At 65.6% G+C, this 15,130-nt stretch carries 13 protein-coding genes; 8 read left to right on the forward strand and 5 right to left on the reverse strand.

Annotated elements, in window-relative coordinates; genetic code table 11:
- Positions 1-45: 45 nt before the first annotated feature.
- Positions 46-561, forward strand: a complete 516-nt coding sequence (locus ACWIKC_RS01540) for a DUF421 domain-containing protein (protein ID WP_454598384.1) — start codon at positions 46-48, stop codon at positions 559-561.
- A gap of 21 nt (positions 562-582) precedes the next feature.
- On the opposite strand, the gene ACWIKC_RS01545 is transcribed toward ACWIKC_RS01540, so the two are convergent.
- Positions 583-1,272, reverse strand: a complete 690-nt coding sequence (locus ACWIKC_RS01545) for a queuosine precursor transporter (RefSeq protein WP_454598385.1) — start codon at positions 1,270-1,272, stop codon at positions 583-585.
- Between the two features lie 130 nt (positions 1,273-1,402).
- Here ACWIKC_RS01545 and ACWIKC_RS01550 point away from each other — a divergent pair, with 130 nt between their 5' ends.
- The 6 genes from ACWIKC_RS01550 (at position 1,403) to ACWIKC_RS01575 (ending at position 10,161) form a co-directional block, all read left to right on the forward strand.
- Positions 1,403-2,722 (forward strand): NupC/NupG family nucleoside CNT transporter, encoded by a 1,320-nt coding sequence (locus tag ACWIKC_RS01550; RefSeq protein ID WP_454598386.1) that lies wholly within the window; start codon positions 1,403-1,405, stop codon positions 2,720-2,722.
- A 13-nt stretch (positions 2,723-2,735) separates the two neighbouring features.
- On the forward strand, positions 2,736-3,665 hold the full coding sequence (locus tag ACWIKC_RS01555) for an isopenicillin N synthase family dioxygenase (RefSeq protein ID WP_454598387.1): 930 nt from the start codon (positions 2,736-2,738) through the stop codon (positions 3,663-3,665).
- Between the two features lie 249 nt (positions 3,666-3,914).
- Positions 3,915-7,343, forward strand: a complete 3,429-nt coding sequence (locus ACWIKC_RS01560) for a carboxypeptidase regulatory-like domain-containing protein (protein WP_454598388.1) — start codon at positions 3,915-3,917, stop codon at positions 7,341-7,343.
- 108 nt (positions 7,344-7,451) lie between these two features.
- Positions 7,452-8,195 (forward strand): energy transducer TonB, encoded by a 744-nt coding sequence (locus ACWIKC_RS01565; protein WP_454598389.1) that lies wholly within the window; start codon positions 7,452-7,454, stop codon positions 8,193-8,195.
- Between the two features lie 65 nt (positions 8,196-8,260).
- Positions 8,261-9,295 carry a mannose-1-phosphate guanylyltransferase gene (locus ACWIKC_RS01570; RefSeq protein WP_454598390.1) on the forward strand — a complete coding sequence of 345 codons (1,035 nt, stop codon included), beginning with the start codon at positions 8,261-8,263 and terminating at the stop codon, positions 9,293-9,295.
- Positions 9,292-10,161 (forward strand): class I mannose-6-phosphate isomerase, encoded by an 870-nt coding sequence (locus ACWIKC_RS01575; RefSeq protein WP_454598391.1) that lies wholly within the window; start codon positions 9,292-9,294, stop codon positions 10,159-10,161. The genes ACWIKC_RS01570 and ACWIKC_RS01575 overlap by 4 nt, the downstream gene beginning before the upstream one ends.
- Positions 10,162-10,299: 138 nt before the next feature.
- Here the strand turns inward: ACWIKC_RS01575 and ACWIKC_RS01580 are convergent, their stop codons facing one another.
- From ACWIKC_RS01580 to ACWIKC_RS01595, 4 genes are all read right to left on the reverse strand, one after another.
- The gene (locus ACWIKC_RS01580; RefSeq protein WP_454598392.1) at positions 10,300-10,854 is read right to left on the reverse strand and encodes a biliverdin-producing heme oxygenase; all 555 of its coding nucleotides are present in this window, start codon (positions 10,852-10,854) and stop codon (positions 10,300-10,302) included.
- A gap of 143 nt (positions 10,855-10,997) precedes the next feature.
- Complete coding sequence (locus ACWIKC_RS01585; protein WP_454598393.1) at positions 10,998-11,300, reverse strand: polyhydroxyalkanoic acid system family protein; 303 nt, start codon at positions 11,298-11,300, stop codon at positions 10,998-11,000.
- Positions 11,300-12,073, reverse strand: a complete 774-nt coding sequence (locus ACWIKC_RS01590) for a hypothetical protein (RefSeq protein WP_454598394.1) — start codon at positions 12,071-12,073, stop codon at positions 11,300-11,302. Before ACWIKC_RS01590 ends, ACWIKC_RS01585 begins: the two co-directional genes overlap by 1 nt.
- Positions 12,074-12,089: 16 nt before the next feature.
- A complete protein-coding gene (locus tag ACWIKC_RS01595) occupies positions 12,090-13,343 on the reverse strand; it encodes a toxic anion resistance protein (RefSeq protein WP_454598395.1) in 1,254 nt (417 codons plus the stop codon).
- A gap of 161 nt (positions 13,344-13,504) precedes the next feature.
- On the opposite strand from ACWIKC_RS01595, the gene ACWIKC_RS01600 reads away from it, so the two are divergent.
- The gene (locus ACWIKC_RS01600; protein ID WP_454598396.1) at positions 13,505-15,118 is read left to right on the forward strand and encodes a DUF389 domain-containing protein; all 1,614 of its coding nucleotides are present in this window, start codon (positions 13,505-13,507) and stop codon (positions 15,116-15,118) included.
- Positions 15,119-15,130: the final 12 nt, after the last annotated feature.

The following is a 15,130-nucleotide window of genomic DNA, read 5'->3' on the forward strand; positions in this document are numbered from 1 at the left end:
TGCCGTCTCGTCCGTTGGGCGGACAAGCAATCAAGGGGCCAGGCCATGTTCTTCGACGACACCGCACTCGACATCCTCACCCGCGTGGTGGTGCTCAGCGCCATCGGAATGGTCTGGGTGATCGCGGTGATCCGAATGATCGGGCTGCGGACGTTGTCGAAGATGACCAATTTCGACTTTGTGGTCACGATCGCTTCGGGCTCGCTGCTCGCGGGGGCGGTCCAGGCGACCGCCTGGACCGGCTTTGCCCAGGCGCTGCTGACGATGGCGGCGCTGTTCTTCTTCCAGTATCTGCTCGCCAAGCTGAGACGCAACTCCGACCGCTTCGAGGATGCGATCCAGAACGGCCCGATCTTTCTGATGTACGATGGCGAATTCATCGAGGAAGCGCTTGAAATCTCGCGCGTCGCCAAGAGCGACGTGATCGCCAAGCTGCGCGAGGCCAATGCGCTCGAGATGGGCAAGGTCCGCGCGGTGGTGCTGGAGACCACCGGCGATGTCTCGGTGCTCCACGGCGACAGGCTCGACGACCGCGTTGTCGAGGGGATCGAGCGCCCGTAACGCCTGCTCAGGCGGCGACACTCAAGCTGTCGTGGTGCGATCCAGCCGCTTGGCCAGCGCCACCCCGCCCACGATCAGGAACGGCACCAGAACGATACTCAGCACGACCTTGGCGATCACCTGGCCGATCATCAGGTCGGTGATGTCGAACTCGCCATAGAAGGCGAGCGTGACGAAGATCACCGAATCGATCGCCTGGCTGAGCGCGCTGGCGATCGCGCCGCGCACCATCAGCCCGAGCGTGTTGCCCTCGCCCTCGCCGCGCAGCCGCGAAAAGATCCAGACGTTGAGCAGCAGCGACACCAGATAGGCGGCGGGCCCGGCCATCATGATTCGCGGGGTCTGCGACAGCACCGTCTCGAAGGCCGCCAGATCCTCGCCGCGGAACTCGACCATCTCGGATGAGGCGGGGATCGAGAGCACCACCCAGATCAGCGTTGCCGAGACCGCCAGCGGCAGGAAGCCCCACCACACCAGCCGGCTCGCGAGTTTCTCGCCGTAGAGCTGGGCGATGGTGCTGGAGATCACTACCAGCAGCAGGAACGCGAAGATCCCCGATTCCACCGCCAGATCGGTGGGCCACAGCCGCACCTGCTTGAACGCCAGCACGCCGGCCAGCACCGTCATCCCGCCGTAGAACAGCAGATAGACGAACAATCCGCGCGGCATGGCCGCCGCAGCGAGGCGGGTCGTATCGGCTGGTTGGGTCATCTGGTGTGGTCCCATTCGCGGAATCGGTGAAAGATCGGTCGGTTAAAGCAGGCCGAAATTGACTAATGGGGCCATGCGCGCAAGACAGCGCGCGATTTCATCCGCAGTTGCCCTTACCGGAAGGCTCCGCATGCCCCCCATCGTTGCCAGTCTTATCGGTATCGTGGTGATCCTCGCGATCGCCTTCCTCTTGTCGGTGGGCAAGCGCCGCATCCGCCTGCGGATCGTGGCGTCCGCCTTCGCGCTGCAGGCGCTGATGGCCTTTCTCGTGCTGGCCACCAGTGGCGGCCGGGCGGTGATCCAGGGCATGGCCAATGGCGTCGCGGCGCTGCTGTCCTATGCGGATCAGGGCACTCAGTTTCTGTTCGGACCGAGCGAGACGAACCCGCTCGCCAACACCTTTGCGCTGGGCGCGCTGCCGGTGATCATCTTTTTCGCGGCGCTGGTTTCGATTCTCTATCATCTGGGCGTGATGCAGCGGGTGGTGCGCTGGGTCGGCGGCGCGATCGGCTGGGTGACGGGAATTTCCAAGGTCGAATCGCTTGGCGCGGCAGCCAATATCTTCGTCGGCCAGTCGGAGAGCCCTTTGGTGGTGCGCCCCTATCTCGCCGCGCTGTCGCCATCGCGATTGTTCACGCTGATGACCGTGGGGATGGCGGGCGTCGCGGGGACGATCCTGGCCGCCTATGCCGGGCTGCTGGGCAATGAATATCTCCCCTTCCTGCTCGCCGCCGCCTTCATGTCGGCGCCGGGCGGGATCCTGATGGCCAAGATCATCATGCCCGACGACGGCGAGCCGTCGACCGAGGCGGAAGGAAGGCTCGATCTCCCCGAAAGCCGCATCAGCGCCGATGGGCCCGCTGCCCTCGTCGAAGGCGGCAAGGCTCACGAGGTCGAGATCGCCGAGACCTTCGAGGAAGGGCACAAGCCCGCCAACATCATCGAGGCGGCGGCGCAGGGCGCGCAGACCGGGGTCAAGCTGGCGGTCGCGGTCGGCGCGATGGTGCTCGCCTTCGTCGCTCTGGTGGCGCTGGCCAACGGCCTGCTCGGCTGGACCGGGGGGCTGTTCGGCTATCCCGAGCTCTCGTTCCAGATGGCGCTGGGCACACTGTTCGCGCCGGTCATGTTCCTGATCGGCATTCCGTGGGAGGATGCCGGGATCGCGGGGGGGCTGTTCGGGACCAAGATCGTGCTCAACGAATTCGTTGCCTTCATCGAGCTGGGCGCGGTGGAGGCGGGCGCGCTTTCCGAGCGCAGCCGCGCCATCGTCACCTTTGCCTTGTGCGGATTTGCCAATTTCAGCTCGATCGCGATCCAGATGGCGGTCACCGGGGGGCTTGCGCCCAACCAGCGCCCCGTTATTGCGCGGCTCGGCCTGCGCGCGCTGGCCGCCGGTTCGCTCGCCAATCTGATGAGCGCGGCGCTGGCGGGGCTGTTCCTGCCGTATTGATAGGGTTTCTGCCATGTCCGACATCGCCAGCGTTTCGATCGCCCGCCCGCTCGAGGAAGTGGCGCAGGAACTGGGGCAAAGCTTCGAGGAATACGGTTTTGCGGTGATCCGCGATCACGGCATCCCGCAGGACCTGATCGACCGCGCGGAAGCGATGTCGAAGGCGTTCTTCGCGCTTCCCGACGATGCCAAGCGTGCCTATCACATCCCCGGTGGCGGCGGTGCACGCGGCTATACCCCGTTCGGCACCGAGAAGGCCAAGGGTGCGAGCGTCCAGGATCTCAAGGAATTCTGGCATGTCGGGCGCGAGCTGCCCGAGGGCCACGAGCTCTCCGAATTCATGGCGCCCAATATCTGGCCCGGCGAGGTCGATGGTTTCCGCGAAACCTTCACGGCGCTCTACGCCGCGTTCGAGGATGCGGGCGCGCGGGTGCTGGAGGCAATCGCGCTCCATCTCGGCCTGCCGCGCGGGTTTTTCGCGCCGACCGTGGCCGACGGCAATTCGGTGATGCGGCTGCTGCGCTACCCGCCGCTCGAGGGCGAGGGTGCCGAGGGGGCGATTCGCGCCGCGGCGCATGGCGACATCAACACCATCACCCTGCTGCTGGGTGCCGAAGAGGCCGGGCTCGAACTCCTCACCACCGGCGGCGAATGGCTGGCGATCGATCCGCCCGAGGGAGCGCTGGTGGTCAATATCGGCGACATGCTCGACCGGCTGACCAACGGGAAACTGCGCTCGACCACACACCGGGTGGTCAATCCGACCGGCGAGGCCGCCTACCGCGCGCGCTATTCGATGCCGTTCTTCCTGCATTTCCGTCCGGATTACGTGATCGAGACACTGCCTTCCTGCATCGATCCTGCCGCGCCCCAGGATCATCCCGAGCCGATCTCGAGCCATGATTTCCTGATGCAGCGGCTGCGCGAGATCAATCTCGCCTGACGGGATTCGTGCCGCGGCCCCTGTGCCTCAAGTGCAACGACTCAGAAATCTCCAGCGGTGTGGCCTCTGCGCCACAGGTACAAGCGTATGAAAAGGCGCGATAAAAATCGCCATTTCGCTGCTGCAGCATAAACGCGCGATGCGTGTCTTTATCATGTCACATAAGAGTCGCTTGGGAGCGGCGAGCCCGCTAACGGCGGGACGCGATTTTCGTTCCCCATCAATTCACGAGTCGAAGGGATCCGCTCGATGAAGATTAAGTACCTCCTGGCCGCATCGGTCGTCAGCCTCACCGCAGCCACCGGCATGATTGCCGCACCGGCCTCAGCCCAGCAGATCACCTCGGGTGTCGAAGGCAGTGTCCTCAATGAGACCGGCGCCCCGCTCGCCGGCGCCACCGTGGTCGTCACCGACACCCGCACCGGCCAGGCCCGGACGCTGGTCAGCGACACGGACGGTACGTTCCGCACCGCTTCGCTGGTTCCCGGCGGGCCCTACACCGTCACCGTCACCGCAGACGGCTATGAAGGTCAGACGGTCGAAGGTACCTACATCACCGTTTCGGGCAACACCGACTTCACCTTCGAACTCGCTCCGAGCGCAGCGGAAGGCGTAATCGTCGTCACCGGCGCGCGCGCCAATGTGCAGCAGCTCGCGGTCGGCCCTGGCACGGCTTTCGGCGAAGCGACGCTCGAAGCCTTCCCTTCGCTCACCCGCGACGTGCGCGACATCATCCGCCTCGATCCGCGCGTCAGCCTCGACCGCGACAACGAGGTCGATCGCATCTCCTGCCTCGGCGGCAACGACCGTTCGAACACCTTCACCGTCGACGGCATCGTCCAGGCCGACGTTTTCGGCCTCAACGGTACGCCGTTCGCCGCGCGCAACGCGCTGCCGCTGCCGTTCGACGTGATCCGCGAGACTTCGGTCGAATTCGCACCGTTCGATGTCGAATATTCCGACTTCACCGGCTGTCTCGTCAACGTCGTGACCAAGTCGGGCACCAACAAGTTCTCCGGCTCGGCCTTCTACACCTTCCGCAATGCCGACCTGCGCGGCGACTCGATCGACGGCGTGCCCAACATCGTCGACGATTTCGAGGAAAAGCGCTGGGGCGCGACGCTGGGCGGGCCGATAATTCCCGATCGCCTGTTCTTCTATGCGGGTTACGAAGAAACCGACCTCGCCGATGCGAACGACTTCGGTCCCCAGGGTGGCGGCTTCCCCAACGAAGCGCGCTTCGTCGACCAGGGCCAGTTCGACCGCTTCGCGCAGATCGCGAGCACCGTCTATGGCCAGGACGTCGGCGGCTATCCCACGACCCTGCCCGAATCGAGCGTCCGCTATTTCGGTCGCCTCGACGCCTACATCACCGAGGGACAGCGTCTCGAGGCGACCTATCAGCGGCTCGAGGAAACCAATGTCGAAAGCGACTTCGGCGGCGACAACCTGACCGGCTTCAATTCCTTCGAAGACGAAGGCACGGTCTCCGACTACTACTCGGTCCGCCTCTATTCCGACTGGACCGACAAGGTCTCGACCGAACTGCGCCTCAGCCGCGCCGAAGTGACCGACGTCCAGGGTCCGGTCGGTTTCGGTGAAGCACAGGCCGAAAACCCCACCGTCCGGCTGGTGGTCGGTGTCGCTCAGCCCGGCAACGACGGTATCCTCGGTACGCCCGACGACGACAACGGCGTGCTTTCGACCGGTCCAGGCATCTTCCGCTCGGCCAATGCGCTCGAGACGCGGACCGACCAAGCGCGCTTCCTGATGAACATCGACGCGGGCGACCACCTGTTCAAGATCGGTGCGGAGGTCAACGACCTCGAAGTCTACAACCTCTTCGCCGTGAACGCGACGGGTTCGCTCTACTTCGCCAATCTCGACGCCTTCGAGCAGGGCCTTGTCACGACCGGTACGACGTTCTTCCCGACGGCGGATCAGGTCGTGAGCGGAGCGGCCTATGGTGGCGATATCAACGCGACCCCGGGTGGCGACATCAACGAGGCGGCGGCGACTTTCGGTCGGACCATCTACTCGTTCTACGCCCAGGACGAATGGCAGGCGACCTCGCAGCTTTCGCTGACCACCGGTCTGCGCGTCCAGTTCTACGACGGCGATGCGCCGCGCCCCAACCCGGCCTTCTTCGATCGCTACGGCTTCACCAACGCCAATCCGTTCAGCAAGATCGATCCGGTGATCCTGCCGCGCTTCGCTGCCACCTACGAACTCGACAACGACGGCTTCCTCAGCAACACGCGAGTGGTCGGCGGCGTGGGCATGTATTCGGGCGGCGACCCGGTCGTGTTCTTCTCCAACGCCTTCTCGAACAACGGTTTCTCGACCGGCCTCGGCACGACGCTGGCTTGCAACCCGGCGATCACCGATGTGGTCGTTGGCGGCCAGTTCACCGGCTTCCCGGCTTGCGCGGCCGCGGCCGGTTCGGCCCAGGCAGCTGCCGGCCTCGCCGATGCCCAGTCGACCGATCCGGAATTCCAGGCCCCAACCGTGTTGCGTGCCAACTTCGGCCTGAGCTCCAACCTCGGCACCGAAACCGGGTTCTTCAGCAACTGGAGGCTGAACCTCGACTACATCTATTCGAAGTACATCGACCCGATCAACGTCGTCGATCTTTCGCAGACGCCCGATGTGCGTCGGGCCGATGGCGGCTTCACGGTCGACGGTCGCCCGATCTACCGTGCGATCGATCCTTCGAACGCAGGCTGTAATGCGGATCTGCAGGGCACCGGTGGAACACCGCCGGTCTACACCAACGTCAACGCAGCCTGCTTCGCCACCGGTCGCGATGACGAACTGCAGCTGACCAATGGACAGAGCTACGAAAGCCACACGGCATCGATCCTGCTGTCGAAGGACTTCGCAGGCGGGTTGTTCACCGACGGTGGCAGCACGGCTCTGCGGTTTGGCTATGCCTGGACCGACTCCGACAACTTCCGCAATGTCGGTTCCTCGACGGCCACGTCGAACTACGATGTCACCGCCGCCTTCGACCGGCAGAGCCCGGCGGTTTCGACCTCCAACTTCGAAACCCGTCACAACATCACCGCCGCGCTCTCGTTCCGCGAAGAGTTCTTCGGTGATTACGCGACCCGCCTCGGCGTCTTCTTTAACGCCCGTTCGGGCCGTCCCTACAGCCTGACCTTCGATGGTGGCGGCGTGTTCAACGACAGCGCGTCGGGTACCGGCAATGCGCTGATCTACCTGCCCACGGGCCCTGGCGACCCCAACATTTCGCCCTCGTCCAATGCGGGCGCTGTTCAGTCCCTTCTGGACTATCTGGCGAATTCCGAAGTGGGTGGGCAGTGCGATTTCACGCTCGGCCAGTCGATCAGCCGCAACACCTGCCGGAACGATTGGTTCTACGATCTGGACCTCCGCTTCAGCCAGGAACTGCCCTTCATCGGCAGCCTGACCGGGTTGGTCGACGATCGCATCGAACTCTTCGCCGATATGGACAATCTGCTGAACTTCTTCGACGAGGGCGCCAACGTCTTCCGTCGTCGTGGTGGCTTCCAGCAGACCGTCGACCTCTATGATGGCGGTGTCGACGCGCAGGGACGCTACATCGTCTCCGGGTTCAATCCGGAAGACGACAACAATGTAAGCACCTCGTCCTCTATCTGGCGTATCCAGGTCGGTATTCGCTACGAATTCTAAGCGAAGCTTTACCGCTATTTGGTAACAGGAGCGGCGGTCCCCACCCGGGGGCCGCCGTTTCCTTTTGAACCGCGGAACACGGCGCGGCGGCCAATCGTTTCCATCCCCATGAGTGTCGAACCGAGCCGCTATCGTGCGAACAGACGCCGCCCCAACCCCTGGGTGATCGCGGGCGTCGTGCTGATCCATGCCGCGCTGTTCTACGGGCTGATCCGCGCGCTGGCGCCCGGCGCGGTGCAGACCGTCGAGAATTCGGTGGTTGCCGCCTTCTCGGTCACCGTCACCACGCCTGAAGAACCGCCGACGCCACCACCCCCCGAGGTCGAGCCCGAGCCCGACGAGGGAGAGCAGGGCGATCCCGGGCGCGAGGCGGTTCCGGCGCCGGTCGCCGCGCCGACCCCTGCGGTCCGCTTGCGCGAAGACCGGCCGATGCCGCGTGCCACCTCGACCGGCACCGCACCGAGCTCCGGCGCGCAGCAGGCTGGCGAGGGCACCGGGGCGGCTGGCAGCGGGCAGGGCACCGGCAGCGGGCGTGGCGGGGAGGGTCGCGGCGGGATCGTCGCGACCAGACCGGTCAAGATTTCCGGCGATATCAATGCAGCGCGGGATTTCCCGATCCCCGAGGGCGGGCGCGCAGCGCGCTTCGGCAATTCGGTGACCGTGGCGATGACCGTGGGCGTCGATGGCCGGGCGCGCGATTGCCGCATCCTGCGCCCCAGCCCCGACCCGCAAGCGGATGCGATCGTCTGCCGGCTGGCACTCGAGCGCTTCGTGTTCCGCCCGGCCACCGATGCGCAAGGCAATCCGGTGCCCGCCACCTATGGCTGGCGGCAGGACTGGTTCGCACGTTAAAGCGGGCTTTATGATCGCGTGCTAGGCTCTGGCGCTGTTTGCAGGAAGGACGCTAGAGTCGGGGCATGTCACTAATTCATCCGGTCATCCTGTGTGGGGGCAGCGGCACGCGGCTGTGGCCGCGCAGCCGCCCGGCGCGCCCCAAGCCCTTTCTCGACCTGTTGGGCGGGCGCACGTTGTTCGAGCGTAGCCTCGACCGGGTTAGCGACCCGGTGCGTTTCGCGCCGCCGCTGATCGTCGCGGGGGCGGCGCATGTCGCCGCGATCGAGGAGCAGGCAGCGATGGATGGAGGCGCGCGCCTGCTGGTCGAGCCCGAGGCGCGCAACACCGCGCCCGCCATCGCGCTCGCGGCGCATAACCTTGCCCCCGAGGATATCATGCTGGTCTGCCCCAGCGATCACCACATCGCCGACGAGACCGCCTTCCTCGCGGGCGTCGAGCGCGCGGCGCGGCTGGCGCGCGAGGACTGGCTGGTCGCCTTCGGCATCGCGCCCACCGAGCCCGCCACCGGTTACGGCTATATCCGGCTCGGCGAGTTGCTCGCGGGCGGGCATCGCGTCGACCGCTTCGTCGAGAAACCCGATCTGACCACGGCGGAGACCTTCCTCGCCAGTGGCGACCATGTCTGGAACGGAGGGATCTTCTGCATGCGCGCCGGGCGCTATCTCGCGGAACTCGCGCGGTACCGGCCGGCGCTGGCGGCCGGCGTCGGCGAGGCCATGGCGGGGGCGCAGAATGCGGGCTGGCAATGCCACCCGCAACCCGCGCCCTTCGCCGCGATCGCGGGCGAATCGATCGATTATGCGGTGATGGAGAACACCGATCGCGCCGCAGTGGTGTCCGCAGATATGGGCTGGTCCGATATCGGCAGCTGGGACGCGGTGCTGAGCGCGCGCGTGCGGGATTCCGAGGGCAATTCTACCACCGGCCGTGCCGACCTCGTCGATTGCCGCAATGTGCTGGTCGAAAGCGACGGCCCGCGCGTCTCCGCGATGGGACTGGAGGATGTGGTGATCATCGTCGATGGCGACGAGGTGCTTGTCACCACGCGCGCCGGCGCGCAAGCGGTCGGCAAGCTGCCCGGAGCGAGCGGCAAATGATCCGCCAATCGGACATGCCGGGACCGCGCCTCGCGACCCGCAGCGTCGCCAAGGTCTGGGGACGGACCCAACTGCCCGCGCCATTCGCGCGCGTCGAGCCGGAGCCTGTGGGCGAAATCTGGTTCGAGCCCGGTGCGCTGCTGCCCGACATTTTGGTCAAATACCTCTTCACCAGCGCCAAGCTCTCGGTGCAGGTCCACCCGCGCGTGGACGAGGCGGGAGCGGGCGTACCGGGCAAGGACGAATGCTGGCTGGTGGTCGATGCCGAGCCGGGGTCGCGGCTGGCGATCGGCTTCGACCGCCCGCTCGCGCGCGACGCAATGCGCGCTGCGGCGCTCGACGGCTCGATCGAGGAGTGCCTCACCTGGCACGAGGCCGCGCCGGGCGATTTCTTCTACCTGCCCGCGGGCACGGTCCACGCGATCGGCGCAGGCATTTCGCTGATCGAGGTGCAGCAGAACACCGACATCACCTACCGGCTGTTCGACTACGGCCGCCCGCGCGACCTGCATCTCGACTCGGCGCTCGCGGTGGCTTCGGGCGAGGTCTATCGCAGCGAACTGCATCGCCGGATCGATCCCGATGCCGATGTCTGCCTGGTCGATGGACCACATTTCCGCGTCGACCAGCTGGTCGGCGTACCCGGTGGGAGCTTGCGCAGCGCCGTTCGCGGCGCCTGCCAGATACTCCCGCTGTCGGGCGAAGTCGTGATCGGCGGCGCGGTCATCGCCCCGGGCGAAAGCGCGGTCGCGCCCTCGCTCGAGGCGGTGGATTTCAGCGACAGCCGGCGTTGCCTGGTGGTAGGTGGAGCCTGGCCCTTGCGCTCGAACTCGGTCAGGATCTGCGCCAGTTCCTCGCGTCCATAGGGTTTGACGAGCAGCCCTGAGGCGCCCAGTCCCTCCTGCTTCTCGGCCATCTCGCCAAAACCGGTCGCCAGCCAGAAGGGCACGCCCATCGCCTTGAGCCGATTGTCGCTCCGGGCATTCGGTATCCCCCGGCTTCGCTCATGCGTTGGCGTTCCGGGTCTGGTCGGGCAGGGCGGCGATGAAGGCCGTAAAGGCGGCTTGCGCTCCGGCGACTGCCCTCTGGGCCAATTCGTCGGAAACGGTGTGTTCGATGCCCACGCGCAGCCGGGTGAAGAATTCGGTCATGGCGGTGTCGGAAAGGAAATGCTCGGGTCCGGCGGCGCCGGTTTTCTGGCGATGGCGCAGCATGCTGCGGTTTCCCAGCGAGGAGCCCGCCAGCGCCCATACCAACCCGACGGGGTCGGCGTTCTCGGGAAGCGTGAAATCGCTGGTTGGCGGAAGCGCGGCCCCGAGTTCCGCGAGATCGCGCGCAATCAGCGGTGCCTGCGCTGGCGGCGCTTCTTCGGCAGGCAGCGCCTTCGCGATCCAGCGCTCGATCGGTTCGCGCGAGCGGTATTGGGTGATCAGGAACAGGGTGTAGCCAGCTACCGAGCCGACGGGCAAATCGCCCATCGCCGTATCGAGCCGGTCGTGCGAATCCCTGGTTTCGCGCTTCAGTATGCGGCGCAACGTCATCTCGCCCGGGCGCTTCATTGCTCGATCCGACTGCAACTTCCGACACATCCCAAGAGCGATCGAGAGCTGGACGAAGTCATTGTCATTGTGGACCCGCGATCGGCACGCCTCTGGCGTACAATGGAGTAGAGCGCTTCGGGACCCGAACGCGGCGGAGGCGGCTATTTCTTGGCGAGTAGTTTCTGGCCCTTGTCGCGGATCGCGCCGGCCACCATCGGTTCGACGAAAGACAGCGCCGGCGGGAAATTGACCTCGAACACCACCTGGTTTTCCTCGATCACCACCTGTCCGTCGATCCCCTGGCCCATGGCGCGGACGCCCAGCGTCATATGATCCTCGTCGGGCCAGCCGGTGGTCACATCGGCGAGCCCGCCGGGGATGAAATCGGCGATTTCGTGGCTGCGTTCGCGCAGCCGGCGGCGCACTTCTTCGCGCGGCAGATCGTGGGCGATGGGTACGCGCATCAGGAAGCTCCGGGGGTGGGTTTGTGCTCAAGCTCGGGCGAGGTCGCCGCACCTTCGCCGAATTTGTAATCGAGAAAGCGGTGCTTGATCGCCAGGTCGTCGAGCGAGCCTTCGGCCAGCTGACGGGTGATCGAATCTATCTCGCCGCTGATCTTGCCGAGGCTGTCGGTCAATTGCTCGTCGGGAGTTCCACCCATCCGCGTCTCGCGGCGAAGTTGCGCAGGGATGCGGCGATAGCTGTCGATCATTTCGGGCAATTGCTCGCCCACCAGCGCACGGATCTCGCGCGCCTTGGGGTGCTGCTGGTCGAGCCCGTCCAGCTGCAGCCCGAGCCCGTCGAGCTGGACCCCGATCTGATCGACCAGCGTCACCGCGGGCGGGGGCAGTGCCGGACGCTGCGCCTCGAGCCACAATTCGGTGCGGCCGACCATCTGCTGGACATCGCCCTTGTTGATGTCCGCGCGCTTGGGAGTTTTCATTTTGGGAAAGCTGGAAAACACCGCCACCGCCACGATGCTGGCCAACATGACCGCCATCACGCCCCAGAAGCCGATCCCGCTGAACATGGCACCGGCGATCCCGCTCGCCAGCCAGATCGCGAACAGCGCGATCACGATGTTGCGGATCTTGGCGACCCAGTGCTTCTGCTTGGCCGCCGCCGAGCCCTTGCCGATCGAGACTTCGCGCCGGTGGCGCCCACCCGATCGGTTGTCGTCGCGCAAGGCCCGGCCTTCCTCGATCAGTCGGTCGCTGTTGGGGGTCAGATCGCCCAAGCCGTCTCTCCCGCGCTCAATCTTCGATGCTCAGCAGGCTCGATTCCGAAACCTGCTTCTGCGCCTGCGCCTGACCTTCGGCGCGGGCGATATAGCCCTTGGACTTTTCCATCTCGTCGGACAGGACGTTGACCGTCTGCTTCATAGAGTCGAGCGCGCGCAGCTTGAACTGGTCGACCTCGTCCATCGTGTCGTAGATGTTCTGGAAGGCGCGTTGGAGCGTCTCGAGCGGGATGGTGCTCGCCGCGGCCTGCTCGTGGATCTTGCCGGTCTGGTCGCGCAGCATGGTGCTGGTGGAATCGATGATCCCCGCGGTGGTGGTGTTGAGAGCGGTGATCTGGCCCAGCACCAGCCGCTGGTTGGTCATCGCCTCGGCCACCGTCACCGCGGTGCGCAGCGCGCCCACCGTTGTGGTGCTGGCGCGATCGACGCCCTTCACCAGTTCGACGTTGTTCGTCTTGACCAGATCGAGCGCCAGATAGCCCTGCACGCTGACCGCCATCTGGGTGAGCAGGTCCTGCGTGCGCTGGCGGACATAGAACAGCGCGGTCTCGCGGATCGCCTTGGCCTTGGCCGGGTCGGTCGCGTCGAGCTCGGCGGCTTTCTCTTCGAGCTTGGTGTCGAGCGTCTTGGAGATGTGGATCATCTGCTCCAGATTGCCCATCGCCTCCCACAGCTTCTGGCGCTCCACATCGATCGCGGCATTGTCCATCAGCAACTCGTCCTTGCCGTTGGCAAGGTTGGAGAGGATCGACTGGATATGCGTCTGCGCGCTCTGGTAGCTGCGGAAGTAATTGTTGAGCTTGTTGCCGAAGGGAATGATCCCGAGGATTTTGCGCGTGCCGGTCAGCTTGCCGCGCTTGCCGGGATCGAGATCCTCGACCACGCGGCGCAGTTCGGCGAGATCGGTGCCGACGCCTTCGTCCTTGTCCATCGCCCGCACCGGGCGATCGAGGAAGCGGTTGGACATCCCCGCGGCGGCGGCGATTTCCTTGCGCCCCATATTGGTGAGCTGATCGACCTTCTTGCCGAATTCGGGCGAATTGGCATCGACCGAGACCAGATCCTCGACGAAGCCATCGACCTTGGCCTGCAGCTTGCTCTTGTTCTCTTCCGAGACCGGAACGAGGCCGGACGCCTTCTCGGGCGCCACATGGGGCACCGGATCGGGCGGGGTCAGGTCGAACGCGGGTTCGGGTGCGGTAGCGGTCGCTGTTGCGGCGCCGGTTGCGGGTTTCGCGTCGGTCTGGGTCTTCGGCTGGTCGGTCATCTCGTGTCCTCGTCCTGGTCGGAAACAATATGGCATCGCACACTGTGTTATGCAAATAGAACGGCTTGCGAACAGGTTGCTGCAGCGCCCCTGGTTTGCTTTTCCTTGCCCCCTGCGCCGCTTAAGGCAAGGGTTGCAAGGCGGATGCACAGGGAAGCACAGTGACGGGCGAAGCCACGACAGGTCAGGCGGCTGGGAAAATCAGCGGCGGCAAGAGCGGTGCTGCCGGAACTGACGCAAAACCCACAGGCGCCTCCAGCGCTCCTCACCGCTTCGACGAGGACGAGGATTTCGGCGTCTCGCTCGCCTATTCGCTCGAGGTGTTCCGGCGCTGGTGGCGCATTTCGGTGATCGAGACCGTCGATCAGCCCGCCGTTATCGCCGAGCGCCGGCGCGAAGCCTATACCTCGCCGCGTTTCCTTTTCATGCTCGCCATGTCGGCGGGCATCGCCATTCTGGGCATGCTGCTGTCGTCGCCGGCGGTGGTGATCGGGGCGATGCTCATCGCCCCGCTGATCGGACCGATTATCGGCGCGGGCTTCGCGCTCGCCATCGGCGATTACGGCTGGTTGGCGGGTTCGGCCCGCGCGCTGGTCGCGGGGACGGCGCTGGGGGTCGGGCTGACCGCGCTGATCGTGTTCGTCTCACCGCTGCAGACCATCACGCCCGAGATCGCCTCGCGCACCCAGCCCAATCTGTTCGATCTCGGGGTGGCGGTGTTTTCGGCGCTTGCGGGTGCCTATGCGATGATTCGCGGGCGGGAGGGCACGATCGTCGGCGTCGCCATCGCCACCGCGCTGATGCCGCCGCTCGCAGCAGTCGGTTTCGGGCTGGCGACGGCGAACTGGACCGTCTTCTGGGGCGCCAGCCTGCTCTATATCACCAATCTGATGACCATCGCGCTGGTGGCGACGCTGATGGCGCGGCTCTACGGCTTCAGCCACACGCTCTCCGAACGCCAGACCCGCTGGCAGACGATCATGATCGTGGCGATTTTCGTGGCGCTGGCCATCCCGCTGTTCTTCTCGCTGCGGCAGATCGTCTGGGAGACCAATGCGGCACGGAATATCCGCTCGACGCTGGTGGCGAGCTTCGAGACCGAAGTGCGAATCTCGGAGATCGATTTCGATCTCGATTCCGACCCGATCACGGTCGAAGCCACGGTGCTGACGCCCGAGACGAGCCGCGCCGCCGAGAGGCTGAGCGAGGAATCGCTCACGGCGCTGCTGGGCAAGCCGGTTGTTCTCGACCTGACGCAATTCCTCGTCGGCACCGAAGCGGAGGCGGAAACCGCGGAAATCGCCGCCGCCAGCGCCCGGGAACGGCGCGATGAATTCCAGGAGGCGCGGGAACTGGGAGCAAGGCTGGCAATGCTCGCGGGGGTGGAAGCGGGAGGGGTGACGATCGACCGCGACAACCGCCGCGCCATAGTCCGCGCGAGCGGGCTCGGCGGGGCGGGGCTGTCGACTTTTCGCGCGATCGAACAGCGAGTTGCGGACAATTACCCCGACTGGAGGGTGGAGCTGATCCCGCCGCTTTCGGCGCTGCCGACGATCCCCTTCGCCAATGGTGAATTGACCCCGGCCGGGCTTGAAAATCTCGAGCTGGCGGCGTGGGCGTCGCAGCGCTTGGGGCTGCCGCTGGCACTGGATGGGGGGAGCGTGGCGACGCGCGAAATCGCTGCCGAGATCCTCTCCGAAGCGGGGGTCGAGCCGCAATTGGTGGTCGGCGGGCCGGTCATGCAGGCGCGCTGGGCGACCGGCATCGAGGAGTAACCGGCAAGCCCC

It is taken from the genome of Qipengyuania sp. SM2507, assembly GCF_053714505.1.

What these genes read in the sequence shown, in the direction of transcription:
- ACWIKC_RS01540 (WP_454598384.1), top strand. Translation starts at nt 46, where the DNA reads ATGTTCTTCGACGACACCGCACTCGACATCCTCACCCGCGTGGTGGTG.
- ACWIKC_RS01545 (WP_454598385.1), bottom strand. Translation starts at nt 1,272, where the DNA reads ATGACCCAACCAGCCGATACGACCCGCCTCGCTGCGGCGGCCATGCCG.
- ACWIKC_RS01550 (WP_454598386.1), top strand. Translation starts at nt 1,403, where the DNA reads ATGCCCCCCATCGTTGCCAGTCTTATCGGTATCGTGGTGATCCTCGCG.
- ACWIKC_RS01555 (WP_454598387.1), top strand. Translation starts at nt 2,736, where the DNA reads ATGTCCGACATCGCCAGCGTTTCGATCGCCCGCCCGCTCGAGGAAGTG.
- ACWIKC_RS01560 (WP_454598388.1), top strand. Translation starts at nt 3,915, where the DNA reads ATGAAGATTAAGTACCTCCTGGCCGCATCGGTCGTCAGCCTCACCGCA.
- ACWIKC_RS01565 (WP_454598389.1), top strand. Translation starts at nt 7,452, where the DNA reads ATGAGTGTCGAACCGAGCCGCTATCGTGCGAACAGACGCCGCCCCAAC.
- ACWIKC_RS01570 (WP_454598390.1), top strand. Translation starts at nt 8,261, where the DNA reads ATGTCACTAATTCATCCGGTCATCCTGTGTGGGGGCAGCGGCACGCGG.
- ACWIKC_RS01575 (WP_454598391.1), top strand. Translation starts at nt 9,292, where the DNA reads ATGATCCGCCAATCGGACATGCCGGGACCGCGCCTCGCGACCCGCAGC.
- ACWIKC_RS01580 (WP_454598392.1), bottom strand. Translation starts at nt 10,854, where the DNA reads ATGAAGCGCCCGGGCGAGATGACGTTGCGCCGCATACTGAAGCGCGAA.
- ACWIKC_RS01585 (WP_454598393.1), bottom strand. Translation starts at nt 11,300, where the DNA reads ATGCGCGTACCCATCGCCCACGATCTGCCGCGCGAAGAAGTGCGCCGC.
- ACWIKC_RS01595 (WP_454598395.1), bottom strand. Translation starts at nt 13,343, where the DNA reads ATGACCGACCAGCCGAAGACCCAGACCGACGCGAAACCCGCAACCGGC.